Raw genomic sequence first — 18215 nt, 5'->3', positions numbered from 1 at the left:
CACTCCCATGGATCTAAAACTGCTGCTGGACTGGCGTCTACATCTGCTGGTGATACTGACATCGATGTTTTCCGAGTGGATCGGCATCATTCGGATTCCGCTTGGGCCGGGAACATTACTACTATTACCACTCCTCTACGCGTTTATCATTGGCGTACTCTTCAATCCTCATCTCTTTTCAGCAATGGGCAAGGCCATTCCCAAGCCGGTGAGTCATGCCGCAGGCCCCATCATTCTGATCGCTATTTTGCCGTTCATTGCCAAGTTTGGCTCCACCATTGGGCCAGCGATCGAGCAAATTATCGCGGCGGGTCCTGCGCTGATTCTTCAAGAGCTGGGGAATCTTGGCACCATGCTGATCGCGCTGCCCTTTGCGGTACTCGTGCTCAAAATGGGCCGGGAAGCGATTGGTGCGACCTACTCCATTGCCCGCGAACCCAACATTGCCATTATTTCAGACCGTTACGGGCTAAGAAGCCCTGAAGGCATCGGCATTATGGGCGTGTACGTGGTGGGTACTATGTTCGGTACGCTCTACTTTGCCCTGATGGCGGGCTACATCGCCTCGCTAGATATCCTCGATATCCGCGCGCTGGCCATGGCCTGCGGTGTCGGCAGTGGCAGCATGGTAGCGGCATGCTCGGCAGCGTTGGCAGAAGCCGTCCCTGCCGCCAAAGATGAGCTGCTTGCCTTTGCCGGCGCCAGCAATCTGCTCACCTACGCCACCGGATTGTATGTATCGCTCTTTATTGCGCTACCGGTCACCGAGTGGATGTTTACGCGTTTGAAGGGTACCCGTCAGGAGGTTCGCCATGAAAACTCATGAGAGCACCGTCGATCAGTTCGACGCTGAGGCATTAAAAGAGCTCCGCCCTGAACAGCAGCTAGGTAAAACAGCCCTTGTGCTGGCGGCTGTCTGTGTGGCGGCGTGGTTTAGCAACATCGTCAACGGCTCGCCTTTGTTGGATGCGCTGCCTGGCATGCTAATTTTGTATGTCATGGTCATCATCGGCTTAGTGGTCGGGCGGCTATGCCCTTTTTATCTGCCTAGTGTGGCGTGGGTCTCGCTGATTAGTATCATCGCGACGCTCCCCGTCTTTCCGGGTAACGGCTGGATCATTGGGCAGTTGGCAGAGGTGAATTTCTTGGCGGTGGTCACCCCCGTACTGGCGTATGCCGGACTAGCGCTGACCCACCGTGAATTCTCGATGTTCAAGCAGACCGGCTGGAAGCTGGTCATTGTGGCCCTTCTCGTCTTCACCGGCACCTTTATTGGGTCGGCGGTGGTGGCTCACGTGATGCTTTAAGGAATACAAAACATGGCGACGTCAATACCCTTGCCTGATAGTAAAGAACTCACCGCTTGGCGACACGATTTCCACCAGCATCCGGAAACGGCGTTCGAGGAGCAGCGCACGAGTGCACGTATCGCCGCGCTGCTCGGTGAGTGGGGCTTTGAAGTGACCACTGGAATCGCTGGAACGGGCGTGGTCGCCGCGTTGGACGGTCAGCAGGGTGAAGGTAAAACGATCGGCCTTCGGGCCGATATCGATGCCCTGGATATCCGTGAAGAGACCGGGCTTGCCTACGCCTCGCAGACGCCGGGCAAGATGCACGCCTGCGGTCACGACGGCCATACCACGATGTTGCTGGGGGCGGCCTGGGCGCTGAAGCAGCAGCCCGACTTCAAAGGGCGGGTGGTGTTCATCTTCCAACCCGCCGAAGAGAACGAAGGCGGTGGCCGTGCCATGGTGGAGGACGGCCTGTTCGAGCGCTTTCCGATGGACGCGGTGTACGGCCTGCACAACTGGCCTGGGCTGCCCGTTGGTGTGGCAGCGGTGCACGATACCGACGTCATGGCCGCGTTTGATATTTTCAGCCTGACATTGACCGGTAAAGGCTGCCATGCAGCGATGCCGCATCTAGGCATTGATACGGTGCTGGCGAGTTGCCAACTGATCAGCCAACTGCAAGGCCTGATAAGCCGTGAAACGCCACCGGATAAATCGGCGGTGCTGAGTGTGACCAGCATCAACGGGGGAGACACGTTCAATGTGATTCCCGAGCAGGTGGCGCTGCGCGGCACGCTACGCTGTTTCGATATGGCGCTGAAAGAACGCCTAGAAGCGCGTTTCAAACAGGCGATTGCTAGCTTGGCCGACTTCCATGGTTTAGCCGTTGAGCTGGATTACCAGCGTTGCTACCCCGCCACGATCAATACGCCAGCGCATGCCCAGCACTGCGCAACGGTATTAGCGGGCTTGCTAGGCCAAGAAAATGTGTTGCGTAACCCGCCACCTAGCATGGCGTCCGAAGATTTCTCGTTCCTGCTTGCCGAACGGCCCGGTGCTTACATCTGGATGGGCAACGGTGAGGACTCGGCGTCGTTGCATAACCCCCACTACGATTTTAACGATGCGCTATTGCCGCTAGGAACGCGCTACTGGGTGGAGTTGGTCAAAGCGCTCTTGGTCTAAATAGCCAAACGATTTAACTCGCGTTATTCGCTTCCTTATGCCCACTGGGTAGGGGAGCGTCTACCCAGCATTCAGCGTTTTCTGCACTGTAAGGAGTTTTGTGATGCCTCAAACCTCAAGGTCTTTATCGTTGACGGTGATTGGGTTGGGACAGATGGGCGGCAATATGGCGCTCACGCTTAAAGCAGCAGGGTTTGCTGTAACCGGCACGGATGTCTTTGACGCCGCGCGTACCAAGCTCGCATCACTTGGCTTGAATGTTGTGACGCCTGATGCCCTACCAGCCAGTGATGTCTACCTTCTATCGCTGCCGACCTCAGCCCATGTGCGTGAGGTGCTTGAAACCTCCCCTGGTTTACTCGCGCGGGCGCCTCGGGGCAGTGTGATTGTCGATACCTCTACCAGTGACCCTGCCGTGAGTCGTGAATTGGCTGAAAAAGTGATGGCCGCAGGGCTTCATTGGCTGGATGCCCCGGTCAGCGGCGGCCCCAAAGGGGCGGCCAGCGGCAAGCTAGGCATGCTGCTAGGCGGCGATGAAACCACCATTGAACGGGTCAGGCCGATGTTGGAGGCGATGTCCGCCAAATGCACCCATGTGGGTGGCCCAGGCAGCGGCCATGTGGTGAAACTGGCCAATAACTACCTGTGTGCGGCGCACCTGATCACGACCGCCGAGGCAGTTGCCATGGCCGCCCAAGCCGGTGTTGACCCCGCTGCTTGTCTGGCAGGCATCAATAGCGGCTCCGGGCGTAGCGCTATCAGTGAGGTGAATTTCCCCGAGTGGGTGCTGAGCGAGCGCTTCGACTCTGGCTTTACCACGGGATTGATGCGTAAAGACCTGCGCCTGGCGCGGGAGGCGGCTGAGCAGTTGGGCCTTCCTTTACCGCTGCTACAAATGGTTGTCGATGCTTGGCACGACAACACCGAACAGCCCACCGATAGCGATGACTTCAACCATATCACCACGCCGATTTTAGCCCGTGCCAGCCAAGCGGAGGGTAACCAATGAATTCACTTAGCCAACACGCCAGCGACCAGCTTGCCGCACTCCTAAACGGCTTTGGTTTAGCGGCAAAAACGCCGTTGAGCAACTGGATCGATGGTGATCTGGTGGCCGGAGAAGGTGAAGAGATCACGCTGATCAACCCGGCGACGGGGGATGCGCTGGTCAGCTACCGCGATGCGGGTGCGGGCTTGATTGAGCGGGCGACACAAGCGGCGCAGCGGGGGCAACGCGAATGGATGGCGCTGACCGCCAGCGAGCGTGGGCGGCGCATGAATGCTGCCATACGTGCGCTAGAAGGCCATGAAGAAGCGCTGGCGCAGTTAGAAAGCGTGGTGGCCGGTAAGCCCATTCGTGACTGCCGGGCCGAAGTAGGCAAAGTGCGCGAGATGTTCGAATACTACGCGGGCTGGTGCGACAAGCAGCACGGCGAGGTCATTCCAGTGCCTACCTCGCATCTTAACTATGTGCGCCACGTGCCCTATGGGGTGGTGGGGCAGATCACGCCCTGGAACGCGCCGATGTTCACCTGTGCCTGGCAGCTGGCACCGGCCATGGCGGCGGGCAACGGGGTGGTGCTGAAACCTTCCGAGCTGACCCCTTTCACCTCGGTCGTGATTGCCAAACAACTCGAACGTGGTGGGCTACCTAAGGGGTTGGTCAATATCGTCAATGGGCTGGGCAAAACGACCGGCGCGGCGCTGACCGACCATCCCGCCATAGGCAAATTGGTATTTGTCGGCTCGCCCCAAAGTGGACGGATGATTGCCGAGGCGGGGGCCCGCCGCCTGGTGCCCAGCGTATTAGAACTGGGCGGTAAATCCGCCAATATCGTGTTTGCCGATGCCAAGTTAGACGAAGCGGTAGCTGGCGCCCAGGCGGCCATCTTTGCGGCGGCGGGCCAAAGCTGTGTGGCAGGATCGCGCCTGTTGATCGAGCGTTCGGTATTTGAGCAAGTCACTACGCGTTTGGCTCGCGCGGCGGAGCAGATTCACGTGGGCCTGCCCAGCGATGAAGCCACCCGTATGGGGCCGCTGCAGAATCGCCGTCAATTCGAGCAGGTAACGCGCATGATCGAGGCCGCAGAAGCGCAAGGCGCGAGAGTGCTGACGGGTGGCAAACGTCCTGAAGGTTTGCCTGACGACGCCCAGGGCTATTTTATCGCGCCTACCGTGCTGGTGGATGTCACCCCTGATATGGAGATTGCCCAACAAGAGGTCTTTGGGCCAGTGCTCGTCGCGATGGCCTTTGACAATGAAGAGGAAGCCATTCGATTGGCGAACGACACCCGCTTTGGTTTGGCAGGGGCGGTATGGAGCCAGGACGTGGCGCGGGCACATCGTGTGGCCGGTCAGCTGCGTGCTGGCACGGTATGGATCAATAGCTACAAGGCCATCAGCGTGATGTCACCGTTCGGTGGCTTTGGTGACAGCGGTTTTGGTCGCTCCAGCGGGTTGGATGGCCTACGCGAATACACCGTGCCACAAAGCGTCTGGGTGGAAACCGCGCCAGAAGCCAGCGTGGCGTTTGGTTATGGCAGTGGCGTCGGCTGATCTAACGCCGGGTCGCGGAAGGCTTGCATCCAGCGCTGTAGATGGCGCAGTAGCAGGATGCTGGCCTTGGGCTGTTGGCGCCCTACACGGGTGACCATGTGGGCCTGAGAGCGCTGAAATAGCGGGTGATCGACGGGGCGTGCTACCAGCGTTCCCACTTCCAGGTCGTGGGCGACGGCAAACGCGGGCAGCAGGGTAATGCCCATGCCGCTGCGGACATATTGCGCCAGAATCACCATGGAGTTGGTGTTCATCGCCATGCGGGGGGCAATGCGAGCCTGCTGGAAAGCTTGATCGACCATTTGACGCACGCCATGGGTGGTATCCCACATGGCCATCGGCTGATCGCTAAGCTGAGTTAGCGTGAGCGGGGTGGCTTGGCAGGTCAAGGGATGACTGGGCGAGAGAATCGCCATCAGCGGCTGCGGGCTGGAGGCCCAGAAACGAAGTTGGGGATGAGTACGCTCATGGAACATCAAGCCAATGTGGCTGTGATCGCCCACCACCGCCTCGATGATGCCCGAGGTACCCGCCGTGTGGATGTCGAGCTGAATGCCCGCATAGCGTTGAGTGAACTCATGCAGAGGAGAAGCCACCAAGTCGCTGACAAACCCTTCGCCAACGGTCAGGGATATCTTGCCGGTCTCCATGCGCTGATAGGACTCCAGCGAGGCAATGAATCCTTCATCGAGGGCGCCACGACGTTCACAATACTCAAGCAGCATCTCACCTACGGGAGTAGGTGAGATGCCGTCGCGCTGGCGCTCCATGAGCGTCGCACCCAGGGCCTCTTCCAGCAGCGCAATTTGCCTGCTGACGGCCGAGGGAGCGATATCCAAGCGCGCTGCCGCTCGGCGCACAGAACCAGATTCCAGGGTAACGCGGAAGTACACTAAGCGTTGATGAGGTATGTCCATCGATAGCCGTTATACCTCTGCGGGATTGCCCCTTGACTGTTCGTTCCATGCCGCAAAGCTTGCTACAAATACTTCAACAATTTTTGCAGCTTGTTCATATCGGAGGAGTCGCCGACGAGGCGGACGTCTCCTGCCACCATGCCGTCCAGAAACGCCTGCTGGGTAGGCTTCTTGAGAATACGCAGCGCCGCGTCTTGATCGCGAAAGCGCAGCTCAAGATCTAGATCGACGGGCAACCCCTTGCCGGTGGTGATGCCGTTAGGCGCCATCCGGTAGTAGCGGGCGGTGCTTAAGTCTTCCGTAGCGACACCCCAGTCCAGGCCGCGCATGCGCTCGAGCTGCTCACGAAAGCGCGGCTTGCGGCGCAGGGCTCGCTTGAGCATAAAGCCCAGCAGCCACAGCGTCAGCGAAAGCTTCATTAGGAAACGGCGTCCTTGAGCGCTTTGCCTGGCTTGAATGCCACGTTTTTGCTGGCCGGAATCTGCAGCGGTGCGCCGGTTTGCGGGTTTTTACCGGTGCGGGCAGCGCGCTCGCGAACGGTAAAGGTGCCAAAACCGATCAAGGCGACGTCTTCGCCCTTGGCGACGCTGTTGGTGATTTCGTCCAGAATGACGTTGAGCACTTGTCCCGCTTTGTCTTTGGACAGGTCAGCACTTTCAGCAATCGCGGCAGCGAGTTCAGGTTTGCGCATAAAGGAATCTCCCTTGTGAAAAAACAGACATCAATGTTGTTGGTTGCTCGGCTTACCCCAGCAGGCGGAGCTTTTTTAGCCTAGTCGCGAACGCGGCGAAAATCAGCCTAGCAGGGTGGGGGCGGCTCTGGAAAGCTCCACTTTCCTTCTCACACAGCCGCCTGTCAACGCAAAACCAATCAAACGACCGTCTTTATCTTCGGCCAAGGCGGTGAAATCGTCACCGTCGCCTTCGATTCGCCAGCGTTTGGGTGGCTGCGTTGGGGGGTAGGCCACGATGGGCAGTAGCGGCGTTTTGACCACCACGGGCCATGCGCCAAAGCGAACCGCGGTAGGCGTGCCAGTGAGCGTCGCCGCCAACGCTTTAACGCTGGCTTGCAGCGGCTGGACATACATGGCGTTCACACCGTCGATACAGGCTGCATCACCCAGGGCATAAACGTTAGGCTGGCGAGTGCGGAGGTGGCGGTCGACGTGAATGCCGCTGGCACTTACGGTTAGGCCAGCGGCCTCTGCTAACGCCGTGCGTGGTATCAAGCCGGTGGCGAAGAGGACGAGATCTACCGCGTGCCGCTCGCCGTTATCCAAGTGCAAAGCTACGGCGTTGTCGGCCGCTTGGGAAAGCGTGTCCAAGCTGCGCCCTAGTGCGAGGCGAATGCCTGCCGCGTGAAACGCATTGGCCAGCGCATGACCCAGTGGTTCGGGCAGCAGCCGCGGCAGTGGGGCGCTCTCCGGCGCGATTACGGTGAGTTGGTGTCCGCCTGCGTGCAAGTCATTGGCGAATTCACAGCCAACGAGCCCGGCCCCAATGATCGCCACGCGGCTCGGCTGAGTGAGTGCTTCATGCAGGTGCCGGTAGTCGTCTAAGTCATTGACGGTAAAGCAGCGCTCCGCCAGTGCGCTGGGCACGCTGAATGGCCTGCGAGGGGCGGCACCGGTGGCCAGCACCACGTCATCGTAACGAAGCGTGGCGCCGCTGCTCAGGTGTAGCGTTTGGTTATCCACATCTAGATGCGTCACTTGGGTGTGGGTAATGACCTCGGCATTGAGTTCGTCTGCCAGTGCACTGGCATCGCGCTGGGCGAGCTTGTCAGGGCCGAGGCGTTTGGCAAAGCCGGTGGAAAGCAGGGGCTTGCTGTAGTCATCGCCGCTGTCTGCACTGATCAGCGTGATAGTGCGTGTATCTCCCTGGCGTCGCAGGGTACGCGCTAGCCCCACGCCTGCCATGCCGGTTCCGACGATCGCCAGAGCAGTTGAGTGAGGAGAGGGCGTGGAAGAGGTCGTGTGTGAGTTGGGCATACCGTCCCCTGACGTCGGTGGAACAAAAGCCTATAAACCACCATGTTACACTAGCTCACTCTCAATTGACTGCCCTGGAGGCCTAGGTGACCGCCCCCGAGTTTTCACTCTTTCCTCAGTGGCTGCCGGTGGCCGCTGCTCGGCCAGCCATGAGCGCGCCTTGGTGGCAGTGGGTCGCCTCCACGGATTCGTTGACCGCCCGCCTGATGGCCGCCGGTAAGCCGGGCGCATTTCGGGTGCGCGTGTTGCGCCAGACCATCGGCCTGCCCCAGCGCGATGAAGCCCTTGCCCTGGGCATTGCACACCGCCGCTATGCGTGGCTGCGTGAGGTGGCGCTGTGTATCGATGAAACGCCGTGGGTCGTGGCGCGTTCGGTGGCATCGCTTCACCACCTGCAGGGCAAAGGGTTGGGCAACTTAGGTGAGCGTTCGCTAGGCAGCTGGCTATTCCAGAAGCCTGATTTGGTGCGCGGGCCGCTGGAAGTAACGTCGGCCGCGCCGCCATTCAACCGGCTGACGCTGGGATCGTCGGCCAGTAGCCTTTGGGGGCGGCGCTCCGTCTTTGAGCACGGCGGGCTGTCGTTGCTGGTGCAGGAGTACTTTTTATCCACCATGACAGATGCACTGAGCCTGCCGTCGCGCTAGGCTAACGCAGCGACTTTTTCGACGAGGTAAGCATGAGCATGGACCGTTCTCTGTTGCGCCCAACCGGGTGGGCCCGCCTGACCGATTTCCTACAGCTAATGCGCTTGGACCGGCCGATAGGTACTTGGCTGTTGATGTGGCCAACGCTATGGGCGCTGTGGATCGCCTCGGACGGGGTGCCGGGCCGCGATGTACTGCTGATCTTCATTGCCGGGGTGTACGTAATGCGCGCGGCAGGCTGCGTGGTGAACGACTACGCCGACCGCCACTTCGATGGCCATGTAAAGCGCACCCGGCAGCGGCCGCTGGCCACCGGCCGTATTAGTGAAACCGAGGCGCAGCTGCTGTTCGTGGCGCTGGTGGCGGCGGCCTTCGTGTTGGTCCTGTTGACCAATTGGTTTACCGTGCTGCTCTCCTTCGGCGGTGTGCTGCTAGCGTTCATTTATCCTTTCATGAAGCGCTATACCCACTTTCCCCAAGTGGTCCTGGGGGCGGCGTTCTCCTGGGCGATTCCGATGGCGTTTGGCGCCGTGCTCGGCGAGGTGCCACTCGTGGCGTGGCTACTGTTCAGCGCTAACGTGCTATGGACAGTGGCCTACGATACCCAGTACGCCATGGTCGATCGCGATGACGACCTGAAGATCGGCATCAAATCCACGGCGGTGCTGTTTGGCAGTGCCGACCGTCTCATCATTGGCTTGCTGCAGCTTGCCACCCTAGCGTTGTTGATTTGGGTGGGGCTGATGGCGAGCCTGGGCGGTTTCTTCTGGCTCGGTGTGGTCGGAATGGCGGTAACCTTTGCCCATCAACAGCGTTTGATCGTTCACCGGGAGCGTGATCGCTGTTTCCAAGCGTTTTTGAATAATCACTGGTCGGGGCTCTTGGTCTTTGCCGGCATTGCTCTAAGCGAGTGGCCCGTGGCTGGCTAATATTGCTGGGTGTCATAGAATTGTCATTAAGTCATGGTGTTATCGTCACAGACATGTCATTGAACCGTTTTCGCATACATGAGCTTTCTTAGCACACCGTGAGGCCCTGGAATGACCGCCAAGACCGTACTGATCGTCGATGATGAGGCGCCCATTCGCGAGATGATCGCTGTGGCGCTGGAAATGGCTGACTATCGCGTGCTTGAAGCGGATAACGCCCAGGATGCCCACGCGATGGTCGTAGATCATCAGCCCGACCTGCTGCTGCTGGACTGGATGATGCCTGGCACCAGCGGCATCGAATTGGCACGCCGTCTCAAGCGCGAAGAGGCTACTGCGGAACTGCCGATCATCATGCTGACCGCCAAGGGCGAAGAGGATAATAAGATCCAAGGTCTGGAAGCGGGCGCCGACGATTACATCACCAAGCCGTTTTCGCCCCGTGAGCTGGTAGCGCGCCTGAAAGCCGTTCTGCGCCGGGCGACCCCGCGCGGCGTGGAAGATCCCATCGAAATCAATGGGCTGCTGTTAGACCCGGTGAGCCATCGTGTTAGCGCGTATGGAAAGGCGCTGGAGATGGGCCCTACCGAGTATCGATTACTGCAGTTTTTCATGACCCACCAAGAGCGTGCCTATACCCGTAGCCAGCTTCTCGATCAGGTGTGGGGCGGCAACGTGTACGTAGAGGAGCGCACGGTGGACGTGCACATTCGCCGGTTGCGTAAGGCGCTAGGGGAGGCGCACCAGAATTTGATTCAAACAGTGCGGGGCACTGGGTATCGTTTCTCTGCTCGGGTGTAGTCGTGCGCCTGTGGAGCCGTGAATGGTGGCGCATTACCTGGCTGGCGCTATTGGGCATGTGCCTGGGGTGGCTGGTGGGGTATCCCGGTGTGGGGCTCGCCGCTGGCCTCTTATTCTGTTTGATTTATCACTTGCGCCAATTAAAGGCGCTGTTCCAATGGCTGACGCTTCACCCTCACGATGAGCCGCCCGCGGCAACGGGGCTTTGGGGTGAGCTTTTCGATCGTCTCTACCGCTATCAAAAGAGCCAACGCATTACTCAAAGCCGCCTGCGGGCGACCCTTGCGCGTATTCAGGAATCCTCGGAAGCGATGCGTGATAGCGTCGTGATGCTGGATCGGCATGGTGATTTAGAGTGGTGGAATAGCGCGGCTACCGAGATGTTGGGCCTGCAAACCGCCCATGACCGCGGACAGCATATTACCAACTTGCTGCGCGACCCACGCTTCATTAGCTACTTCAATGCCCGGGAGTATGGCGAGCCGCTAACACTCACCTCACCCATCGATGAGCGGCGTATTCTGCAGTATCAAATCACGCTCTATGGTGATGACGAGCGCTTGGTCATGGCCCGGGACATTACGCGCTTGCATCGCCTCGAACAGATGCGCCGTGACTTCGTAGCCAACGTGTCTCACGAGCTGCGCACACCGCTGACCGTGCTGTCGGGTTACTTGGAAACCTATGGCGATTTGAAAGAGCTGCTGCCGCCCCGTTTGGGCAAAGGCATCGGTCAAATGGAGGAGCAGACCAAGCGCATGCAGAACTTGGTCAACGACCTGCTACTACTCTCTAGGCTCGAAATCGATCGAGGGGGAGAAGATCACCAGCCGCTTGCCGTCGGGCCGATGCTGGAGAGTATTCGCCGCGATGCGCTGGCGCTGTCTCACCAGCAACACAGCGTGCAGATCGTACTCGATTGCGAAGCGCGCCTAATCGGCAGTGAGCAGGAGCTGCGCAGTGCGATCTCCAACTTGGCATTCAACGCAGTGCGTTATACGCCGGAGGGAAGTCAAATCACGCTCCGCTGGGCGGCTCTGCCCAATGGCAGTGCCTGCATCGAAGTGGACGACGACGGTGAAGGGATCGATCCGGTCCATATCCCGCGTCTCACCGAACGCTTCTACCGCGTCGATAAGGGGCGCAGCACCGCCACCGGTGGCACTGGGCTGGGCCTGGCCATTGTAAAACACGTTCTCCTGCGCCACGATGCGCAGCTCCAAGTGGAGTCGTTGCCCGGTGAAGGGGCACTGTTCCGTTGCGTATTCCCGGCCACTAGGGTGGTCAACGAGTAAAAATGCCGCTCGGCCACTCGTTTCACCGGCCTCACCTCGTACACTCAATCCTTCCTCATTCGTCGATTTGCATAATCTATGTACAAGTGTGTCATATTGGCATGTAAGCATGGTCAAACACCGCGCATGTGCCATATGTAGCCAATTAACTCGCTATGAAATCGCGGCTGAAGCTATTTTGGCATGGCTTTATTTTTTTATAAACTATTGTATTTATATGTATTTTTCTATTTTTTTGAAATTTTGGCATGTCGGATGCAAAAATTCTGGTAAGGAAGATTACCGCAGGAACTGGTAAGACATGAAGTCGCTCTTCCTTACTAAAGCGGTATTTCACAGCGATCGAGGAGGCGGAATATGATGTCCAAGGAACTACTCAAGAAAGCTGGTATTTTAGGTGTAACGTTTGGTTTGGTAGCAAGCCCATTGGCTTTTGCCCAAGAGCCTGCTGACCCGGCCGACAATATTTCTCCAGACGAGCAGCCGGTGGAATCTCAGTCCAGCGATACTGCGATGCCATCTGATCATGGCAACCAAGATTTAACCCATGACGAAGGCGATAACGCCAGCGATATGGAGCCGAATTCCATGAGCGATGACTCGGATGCGACATACGACAGCACCGAAGAGCTTCCGGAAGAAAATAGCGGCATGTAAGTTGTAACATTTATTTGCAAAGCTGTTAAAAACTCTTACGCTTAGGAGTGAGCATTTAAGGGGCAAGGATGTCCTATAGCAAGGATGCTCAAAGATTCATGGAAAGAATCAGATAACGATCAATACGCTGGTCAGGGGATATACCAAGGTTGGCACCCCGCAAAAGGATAGGAAGCCAGACGTCAGTATCGTTGACAAGTAAGAGTGACCAAGACCCCGCCCTGCGGGGTCTAATTTTTTGTGCCTGCGGCATATGCAGAGGGTATGTAAGGTTTTCTTTAGAACGAGCCTGCATGAAAGTCTGCGGAATCTTTCTTAAGGTGAGTCATTCTGCGCCACGTACACGGCGCATGTGTCATTATTGCACAATATATTTGAGGTATTTTTGACGTTGCTGCATTATATTGCGCACAATGTAATTTGTATAAATACATGTTTATAAAATAATTTTTTATTTTCTATGTAATTTGGCATCTTGTGTGCAATAACTAGGTGTTAAGTTAGCCATTAGTCGTAGGCGCTCATGTGTTCTGGTTCTGGCCTACGCCGACTGGCTCCACGTTAAAGGAGTACGTAGCGATGTTATTTAACGAGTTAGCGAAAAAGACGGCTGTTCTAAGCGTTGCATTCGGTTTGGTTGCAAGTCCAATGGCCTTTGCCCACACGTCCATTGAATTGAATAAAGACCGTTCTGCAGGTCACGATATTATCGAGCCAAGCTCGCACAATACGTCAGGTCCGGCCCAGTATTCTACTAGTGACCTGATCCATGACGAAGGTGACACGCTGGATTACTCTACGTCTAGCAGCGCCAACGACTCAACCGATACAGCCACCCGCAAAACGGGCTATGACGCCAATGAGCTGAACCGCGACGAAGGTGACGGTATCCGTTGGTAAGCCCAGCGCTATATCCCCAAAACCCCGCCTAGGCGGGGTTTTTTGTGTCTATGCCTCCCACTGTCGCGTCGTCACGGGTTCACTACATCCTGTGTGCCGCGATAATGCCCGTCCCACATGAGCACTGCCCCTGCGACGGCGCCGGGTATCAAAAACAGATTGGCAAGGGGAATCCAGGTAACCAGCATGATCAACCCGCCGTAGGTAAGGCTGGGCCACCAGCGTCGCGAGAGGCGGCTGCGCATATCACGAAACGTGACTTTGTTATTATCCATTGGATAATCCAGATAGGTGATCGCCATCACCCAGGCGGAAAACAGCGCCCACAAAAGCGGCGCAAGTAGGTTGAGGCCGGGAATCCAGCTGAGAATGAACAGCGCCGCCATGCGCGGCAGAATATAGCCCAGCTTGACTAGCTCGCGCCCCAGTGCGTCGATGGCCGTTTTAGCCAGTCCGCGATCGTCCAGCGGTTCCCGCCCGGTGGCTTGTCGCTCGACTTTTGCGGCAAGAAAGCCGTAAAACGGTGCGGCAATGAGGTGAGTCACGAGGGTGAAGGTGAAAAAGATCACCACCAGCAGGCTAACGAAAAAGAGCGGCCAAATCAGCCAGGAGAGCCACTCCAGCCAACCGGGCACCATGGTCATGGCGCTATCCAACCAGCCTGAAAAGCCCTGGAATACGACGCTGAGCATACTGGCGTAGACGATGAGGTTGACCAGGATGGGGAGGAAAATGTAGCGCCGCAGCCCTTTTTGATACACCAAACGCGTGCCTTGGCTCAACGTCGTGATGGCATCCACCATGTTGTCTCCTTTAAAAACGCCCAGATGAGTCATCTGGGCGTATTGCAGGAGCAATGACCTGTCAGGTCAAGGCTTTTTCAGCATCTTCTGATCTAGGGTGTCGGGGTCGCTGTGGCGAATATCCAAGCCTTTCACCAGGTAGACCACGTACTCCGCCAGATTGTTGGCGTGGTCGCCCACGCGCTCCAATGCTCGGAGAACCCACATGATGCTCAACACGGAACTGATCGAGCGCGAGTCTTCCATCATGAACGTCATCAGCGAGCGCATGGCGCTGCCGTATTCGTCATCCACGGACTCGTCTTCGCGTACGACCTGCATGGCAAGCTCGGTATCGAAGCGGGCAAAGGCCGTCAGCGCATCGCGTAGCATCTTACGCACGTGTTCACTGATATGTCGCACTTCTACCAAACCACGAATACTGCTGCTGTTCTCACTCAGCAAAAGTGCGTTACGGGCGATTTTGCTGGCTTCGTCGCCTATCCGCTCGAGATCCGACGTGGCGCGAATGACCGCTAGTACCAAGCGCAGGTCAGAGGCGGCTGGCTGACGACGCGCTAGGACGCGGGTACATTCGTCATCGATCTGTAGCTGCAGGTCGTTGACCTGGCGGTCGTTGTCACGCACTTTTTCGGCGAGACGGCTGTCGCCTTCCAGCAGCGCGTGAACGGCATCTTGCACTTGTTTTTCCACCAGACCGCCCATGGCCATCAGGTGGGTTTTCAGCTCTTCCAGCTCCTGGTTGAACTGGCGAGAGATATGCTGGCTGTGGGTATCGCTCGTAATATCCATTGAGCACTCCTGACGTAACGTCGGTTGGGCCTAGGTCATGCGGCCGGTGATGTAATTTTCGGTGCGCTGTAAACGCGGGTTGGTGAACACTTGATCCGTTGGCCCGTATTCAACGAGTTCACCTTGCTGCAAAAAAGCCGTGTAGTCGGATACCCGTGCGGCTTGCTGCATATTGTGCGTCACTAATACCAGCGTGAGCTGGGATTTCAGGTTACGAATCAGCTCTTCGATTTTCAGCGTCGAGATCGGATCCAGCGCCGAGGCGGGCTCGTCGAGCAGCAGCACGTCGGGCTGTACGGCGAGCGTCCGGGCAATCACCAAACGCTGCTGCTGACCCCCGGATAGCTGCCACGCCGAGCGGTGCAGGCGATCTTTCACCTCGTCCCACAAGGCCGCGGACGTCAATGCCCACTCGATGATGTCGTCGCGTTTGCGCTTGGGCATGCGCCCTTGCAAACGCAGCCCAAAGGCGACGTTTTCATAAATGGACATTGGGAATGGGTTGGGCGTCTGAAACACCATGCCCACACGGCGACGCAGTTCGGTGACGTTCATCTGTGGGGCGTGAATGTCCTGACCCTCCAGCTGAATCTGACCTCGATGCGTCACCGACTCGTTAAGATCGTGCAGCCGATTGATAGCACGTAGTAACGTCGATTTTCCGCAGCCCGACGGGCCGATGAAAGCGGTGACTCGGTGGCGAGGCACATCGAGCGTTAGGTCACGCAACGCCGTTTTCCCCGCATAGGCGAGGTGAAACTGGTTGATGCTCAAACAGCAGGTCTCGGCAGTAAAGCGAGTCACCGATGCATGAGGCGGGTTGGCGGACGATAACGCTAGCATTCGTTTCCTCGTTGACGCCTTAAATAATGACGCAGAAATATGGCAGTTAGATTAAGCACGAGCACGATCAATACGAGCAGCAGCGCAGTAGCAAACACCAGGGGAATGGCGGCCTGGACATCTTCGCCGTGAAAAGCGGTATCAAATAAATGATAGCCAAGGTGCATGAATTTGCGCTCTAGGTGCAAGTAGGGAAACTCGCCATCCACAGGCATTTGGGGAGCCAGCTTGGCGACGCCCACCAGCATCAGCGGGGCGACTTCGCCAGCGGCTCGGGCCACGGCCAAAATCACGCCGGTGAGCATGGCCGGGGTCGCCATGGGCAGCACCACGCGGACCAGCATTTCCAGGCGGGTGGCGCCCAGTGCGACCGCACCTTCTCGCTGCGCATCGGGAATGCGTGCCAGGCCCTCTTCGGTGGCCACGATGACGACCGGCAGAGTGAGCAGCGCCAGGGTCAGCGATGCCCAGAGCAGGCCGCCCGTGCCAAACGTGGGGGAAGGCAGCGTATCGTCGAAAAACCAGCTGTCGATGGAGCCCCCGATCCCGTAAACGAAAACGCCCAAGCCAAACACTCCGTAAACGATCGACGGCACACCGGCAAGGTTGCGTACGCCGATACGCACCAAGCGGGTCAGGCGGTTTTGATGCGCGATTTCATTGAGATAAATGGCGGCCAGTACGCCAAACGGCGTCACGATGACCGACATCAGCATCACCATCATGACCGTACCGAAGATGGCGGGCCACACGCCGCCGCCGGTATTGGCCGAGCGGGGACCTTCGCTAAGAAATTGCCATATACGCTTGCACCAAACGGCGACTTTTTGGCCCCAGGACATGGCGTTTGGTGCTTGAAATCGAGTGACGCCCGCTAACGGTTGGCTCACGGTGTCGCCCTGGGCGGAAGTGAGCTGCAGCCGTGCGATCGGCCGTTGTCCGTCAGGCAATCTAAGCGCTTGTGCAACGAATGCCCAGGCAGCCTCACCCTCAAAACGCTGACCTGCGCTCTCGACGACGTCTAGGCGCCCGATGAAGTCCCCCCATGGGGCACGCTCCAAGCGGATGAGGTCGTTGGGCTCCGCAATGTCGGCGATATCGCCGAGGGCGACCCAGCGCCAGCTGTCGCCGTCAATATCCCGGTTGCCGGTAAAGTAGAGGCGTTCTGTCCCTGCTGCGTTGGGCAGCGGGGCTTCCCGCACCGGCTGACCGATCACCGTCTCCCCAGAGCGCAGAGTGACTTGTTCCAGCGTGGCAGGCCAAAAGTGGCCCAGGCCATGGGCGGCGAGCAACGTCAGAAGTGTTGCCAGCATCAGCAGCGACAGCGCAACGCTAGCGGCGCATAGCCAAGGCCACAACAGGCTGCCCACGGACGTAAGGCGGGGGGGCTTCCGGTGCCAGCGCATTAGCGACTCCCACCGATGCGCTGATAGCGCTGACGTAGGCGTTGGCGCACCATCTCAGCAAGGGTGTTAACCAAAAAAGTAAAGAGAAACAGCGTCAGAGCTGCAAAAATCAGCAGGTGATAGGTCATCCCACCGGGAGCGGCTTCTGGAAGCTCGATAGCAATCGATGCCGATAGCGAGCGCAACCCTTCGAAGGGACTTGCGCTGAGCAGCGCGGTATTGCCGCTGGCCATCAAGACGATCATGGTTTCGCCCACCGCGCGCCCGGCACCTATGATGACGGCCGAGAAGACCCCTGGGCCTGCGGTAGGCAGCGCGACTTTCCACAGCGCCTGCCAGCGGCTGGCACCCAGTGCTTGAGCGCCCTCCATCAAGCTGGCAGGCACATCGGCGAGCGCGTCCTCGGCCAGCGAGTAGATGCTAGGAATCACCGCAAACCCCATGGCGATCCCCACGATCAGCGCGTTACGGGTGGCGTAATCGAGGCCGTACTGCTGATCGAGCATGAGCCGTAGGTCGCCGCCGAACCAGAGCTGTTCCAAGAGCGGTGCCAACCACAGCGCCAAGGTGATCATGATGGCGAGCCAAGGCATCAGCCAGAGGCCCGCCCAAGAGAGCGGCAGCCACCGACGCACACGCGAACCGGCGAAATACCAGAGCGAGCCTGCCACTCCAGCGCTTAGCGGCAGCCATATAAACACCAGTAGCGTACTGGCGAGATGACGCTCTACCCAAGGGGCCAGCAGCAAACCGGCAATGAAGCCCACGACCACGCCGGGAATGGCTTCCATGAGCTCCAATAGCGGCTTGATACGGCTGCGTAGCCGTGCCGACATGAACAGCGCCGAGTACATGGCCGCGCCCAGCGCGATGGGGGTCGCGAACAGCATGGCAGCGAGGGCCGCTTTGAGCGTACCCCATGCCAGTGGCGATAACGTGCTGAGAGATAAGGTGTCGCCAAACGACAGCAGCGGTAGCGTTTCCCATATTAGAAACACGCCAATGGCAAGAATGGCCAATAGAACACCGATACCACCGGCGGTAATCAGGCCAGTGGCAATACGGTCATGAATGAGGCGCAGCGGCTGACGCGAAAGAGGTAGCCGTGGGGGAGTCATGTCGACATCATAAAGAAACGAGTAGCGTCGCAAAAAAGTACGTACATGGCAGAAGTTCTTCACCCTACGGCATGTTTATGACATTTA

At 58.1% G+C, this 18215-nt stretch carries 20 protein-coding genes; 11 read left to right on the top strand and 9 right to left on the bottom strand.

Annotation, left to right across the window (positions count from 1 at the left end; all coding sequences use genetic code 11):
- Positions 1 to 7: 7 nt before the first annotated feature.
- The 5 genes from FRH_RS05535 (at position 8) to FRH_RS05515 (ending at position 5033) form a co-directional block, all read left to right on the top strand.
- On the top strand, positions 8 to 826 hold the full coding sequence (locus FRH_RS05535) for a DUF3100 domain-containing protein (protein ID WP_139526119.1): 819 nt from the start codon (positions 8 to 10) through the stop codon (positions 824 to 826).
- Positions 813 to 1307, top strand: coding sequence for a hypothetical protein (locus tag FRH_RS05530; protein WP_139526118.1), 495 nt, complete (start codon positions 813 to 815; stop codon positions 1305 to 1307). Before FRH_RS05535 ends, FRH_RS05530 begins: the two co-directional genes overlap by 14 nt.
- A gap of 12 nt (positions 1308 to 1319) precedes the next feature.
- Positions 1320 to 2477 (top strand): M20 aminoacylase family protein, encoded by a 1158-nt coding sequence (locus FRH_RS05525; RefSeq protein ID WP_139526117.1) that lies wholly within the window; start codon positions 1320 to 1322, stop codon positions 2475 to 2477.
- 103 nt (positions 2478 to 2580) lie between these two features.
- Positions 2581 to 3486: an NAD(P)-dependent oxidoreductase gene (locus tag FRH_RS05520; protein WP_239296340.1), complete on the top strand. Its 906-nt coding sequence runs from the start codon at positions 2581 to 2583 to the stop codon at positions 3484 to 3486.
- Positions 3483 to 5033, top strand: coding sequence for an aldehyde dehydrogenase family protein (locus tag FRH_RS05515; RefSeq protein ID WP_281997929.1), 1551 nt, complete (start codon positions 3483 to 3485; stop codon positions 5031 to 5033). Before FRH_RS05520 ends, FRH_RS05515 begins: the two co-directional genes overlap by 4 nt.
- On the opposite strand, the gene FRH_RS05510 is transcribed toward FRH_RS05515, so the two are convergent.
- The 4 genes from FRH_RS05510 to FRH_RS05495 form a co-directional block, all read right to left on the bottom strand.
- The gene (locus FRH_RS05510) at positions 5012 to 5950 is read right to left on the bottom strand and encodes a LysR family transcriptional regulator (protein WP_153843574.1); all 939 of its coding nucleotides are present in this window, start codon (positions 5948 to 5950) and stop codon (positions 5012 to 5014) included. The genes FRH_RS05515 and FRH_RS05510 overlap by 22 nt on opposite strands.
- A gap of 62 nt (positions 5951 to 6012) precedes the next feature.
- Positions 6013 to 6369, bottom strand: a complete 357-nt coding sequence (locus FRH_RS05505; protein WP_044629301.1) for a hypothetical protein — start codon at positions 6367 to 6369, stop codon at positions 6013 to 6015.
- Complete coding sequence (locus FRH_RS05500) at positions 6369 to 6641, bottom strand: HU family DNA-binding protein (RefSeq protein WP_018918476.1); 273 nt, start codon at positions 6639 to 6641, stop codon at positions 6369 to 6371. The genes FRH_RS05505 and FRH_RS05500 overlap by 1 nt, the downstream gene beginning before the upstream one ends.
- A gap of 102 nt (positions 6642 to 6743) precedes the next feature.
- Complete coding sequence (locus FRH_RS05495) at positions 6744 to 7940, bottom strand: FAD-dependent oxidoreductase (RefSeq protein ID WP_153843573.1); 1197 nt, start codon at positions 7938 to 7940, stop codon at positions 6744 to 6746.
- Positions 7941 to 8026: 86 nt separating this feature from the next.
- On the opposite strand from FRH_RS05495, the gene FRH_RS05490 reads away from it, so the two are divergent.
- The 6 genes from FRH_RS05490 (at position 8027) to FRH_RS05465 (ending at position 13166) form a co-directional block, all read left to right on the top strand.
- Positions 8027 to 8584: a chorismate lyase gene (locus FRH_RS05490; protein WP_231125625.1), complete on the top strand. Its 558-nt coding sequence runs from the start codon at positions 8027 to 8029 to the stop codon at positions 8582 to 8584.
- A gap of 38 nt (positions 8585 to 8622) precedes the next feature.
- On the top strand, positions 8623 to 9513 hold the full coding sequence (gene ubiA, locus FRH_RS05485) for a 4-hydroxybenzoate octaprenyltransferase (protein WP_239296353.1): 891 nt from the start codon (positions 8623 to 8625) through the stop codon (positions 9511 to 9513).
- Between the two features lie 111 nt (positions 9514 to 9624).
- Positions 9625 to 10314: a phosphate regulon transcriptional regulator PhoB gene (gene phoB / locus FRH_RS05480; RefSeq protein WP_159343598.1), complete on the top strand. Its 690-nt coding sequence runs from the start codon at positions 9625 to 9627 to the stop codon at positions 10312 to 10314.
- A gap of 2 nt (positions 10315 to 10316) precedes the next feature.
- Positions 10317 to 11609 carry a phosphate regulon sensor histidine kinase PhoR gene (gene phoR / locus FRH_RS05475; RefSeq protein ID WP_281997928.1) on the top strand — a complete coding sequence of 431 codons (1293 nt, stop codon included), beginning with the start codon at positions 10317 to 10319 and terminating at the stop codon, positions 11607 to 11609.
- Positions 11610 to 11966: 357 nt separating this feature from the next.
- Complete coding sequence (locus tag FRH_RS05470) at positions 11967 to 12266, top strand: hypothetical protein (RefSeq protein ID WP_348773459.1); 300 nt, start codon at positions 11967 to 11969, stop codon at positions 12264 to 12266.
- A 579-nt stretch (positions 12267 to 12845) separates the two neighbouring features.
- The gene (locus FRH_RS05465; protein WP_139526111.1) at positions 12846 to 13166 is read left to right on the top strand and encodes a hypothetical protein; all 321 of its coding nucleotides are present in this window, start codon (positions 12846 to 12848) and stop codon (positions 13164 to 13166) included.
- A 71-nt stretch (positions 13167 to 13237) separates the two neighbouring features.
- Here FRH_RS05465 and cysZ read toward each other — a convergent pair whose 3' ends face one another.
- From cysZ to FRH_RS05440, 5 genes are all read right to left on the bottom strand, one after another.
- On the bottom strand, positions 13238 to 13969 hold the full coding sequence (gene cysZ / locus FRH_RS05460) for a sulfate transporter CysZ (RefSeq protein ID WP_281997927.1): 732 nt from the start codon (positions 13967 to 13969) through the stop codon (positions 13238 to 13240).
- A gap of 66 nt (positions 13970 to 14035) precedes the next feature.
- Complete coding sequence (phoU, locus tag FRH_RS05455; protein ID WP_139526109.1) at positions 14036 to 14761, bottom strand: phosphate signaling complex protein PhoU; 726 nt, start codon at positions 14759 to 14761, stop codon at positions 14036 to 14038.
- 30 nt (positions 14762 to 14791) lie between these two features.
- Positions 14792 to 15604 (bottom strand): phosphate ABC transporter ATP-binding protein PstB, encoded by an 813-nt coding sequence (pstB, locus tag FRH_RS05450; RefSeq protein ID WP_139526108.1) that lies wholly within the window; start codon positions 15602 to 15604, stop codon positions 14792 to 14794.
- Positions 15598 to 17010 carry a phosphate ABC transporter permease PstA gene (gene pstA, locus FRH_RS05445; RefSeq protein WP_281997926.1) on the bottom strand — a complete coding sequence of 471 codons (1413 nt, stop codon included), beginning with the start codon at positions 17008 to 17010 and terminating at the stop codon, positions 15598 to 15600. Before pstA ends, pstB begins: the two co-directional genes overlap by 7 nt.
- Complete coding sequence (locus FRH_RS05440; RefSeq protein ID WP_139526106.1) at positions 17010 to 18128, bottom strand: ABC transporter permease subunit; 1119 nt, start codon at positions 18126 to 18128, stop codon at positions 17010 to 17012. The genes pstA and FRH_RS05440 overlap by 1 nt, the downstream gene beginning before the upstream one ends.
- Between the last annotated feature and the right edge of the window lie 87 nt (positions 18129 to 18215).

This window comes from Halomonas sp. A020, assembly GCF_027943625.1.
In the GTDB taxonomy this organism is placed as follows: Bacteria; Pseudomonadota; Gammaproteobacteria; order Pseudomonadales; family Halomonadaceae; genus Vreelandella; species Vreelandella piezotolerans.
Note: the sequence above shows the minus strand (reverse complement) of the source record. Positions and strands in the feature narration are given on the sequence as shown.

Excerpts from the sequence above, each read along its gene's own strand:
- FRH_RS05535 (WP_139526119.1), top strand. The coding sequence starts at position 8 with ATGGATCTAAAACTGCTGCTGGACTGGCGTCTACATCTGCTGGTGATA.
- FRH_RS05530 (WP_139526118.1), top strand. The coding sequence starts at position 813 with ATGAAAACTCATGAGAGCACCGTCGATCAGTTCGACGCTGAGGCATTA.
- FRH_RS05525 (WP_139526117.1), top strand. The coding sequence starts at position 1,320 with ATGGCGACGTCAATACCCTTGCCTGATAGTAAAGAACTCACCGCTTGG.
- FRH_RS05520 (WP_239296340.1), top strand. The coding sequence starts at position 2,581 with ATGCCTCAAACCTCAAGGTCTTTATCGTTGACGGTGATTGGGTTGGGA.
- FRH_RS05515 (WP_281997929.1), top strand. The coding sequence starts at position 3,483 with ATGAATTCACTTAGCCAACACGCCAGCGACCAGCTTGCCGCACTCCTA.
- FRH_RS05510 (WP_153843574.1), bottom strand. The coding sequence starts at position 5,950 with ATGGACATACCTCATCAACGCTTAGTGTACTTCCGCGTTACCCTGGAA.
- FRH_RS05505 (WP_044629301.1), bottom strand. The coding sequence starts at position 6,369 with ATGAAGCTTTCGCTGACGCTGTGGCTGCTGGGCTTTATGCTCAAGCGA.
- FRH_RS05500 (WP_018918476.1), bottom strand. The coding sequence starts at position 6,641 with ATGCGCAAACCTGAACTCGCTGCCGCGATTGCTGAAAGTGCTGACCTG.
- FRH_RS05495 (WP_153843573.1), bottom strand. The coding sequence starts at position 7,940 with ATGCCCAACTCACACACGACCTCTTCCACGCCCTCTCCTCACTCAACT.
- ubiA (WP_239296353.1), top strand. The coding sequence starts at position 8,623 with ATGGACCGTTCTCTGTTGCGCCCAACCGGGTGGGCCCGCCTGACCGAT.
- phoB (WP_159343598.1), top strand. The coding sequence starts at position 9,625 with ATGACCGCCAAGACCGTACTGATCGTCGATGATGAGGCGCCCATTCGC.
- FRH_RS05470 (WP_348773459.1), top strand. The coding sequence starts at position 11,967 with ATGATGTCCAAGGAACTACTCAAGAAAGCTGGTATTTTAGGTGTAACG.
- FRH_RS05465 (WP_139526111.1), top strand. The coding sequence starts at position 12,846 with ATGTTATTTAACGAGTTAGCGAAAAAGACGGCTGTTCTAAGCGTTGCA.
- cysZ (WP_281997927.1), bottom strand. The coding sequence starts at position 13,969 with ATGGTGGATGCCATCACGACGTTGAGCCAAGGCACGCGTTTGGTGTAT.
- phoU (WP_139526109.1), bottom strand. The coding sequence starts at position 14,761 with ATGGATATTACGAGCGATACCCACAGCCAGCATATCTCTCGCCAGTTC.
- pstB (WP_139526108.1), bottom strand. The coding sequence starts at position 15,604 with ATGCTAGCGTTATCGTCCGCCAACCCGCCTCATGCATCGGTGACTCGC.
- pstA (WP_281997926.1), bottom strand. The coding sequence starts at position 17,010 with ATGCGCTGGCACCGGAAGCCCCCCCGCCTTACGTCCGTGGGCAGCCTG.
- FRH_RS05440 (WP_139526106.1), bottom strand. The coding sequence starts at position 18,128 with ATGACTCCCCCACGGCTACCTCTTTCGCGTCAGCCGCTGCGCCTCATT.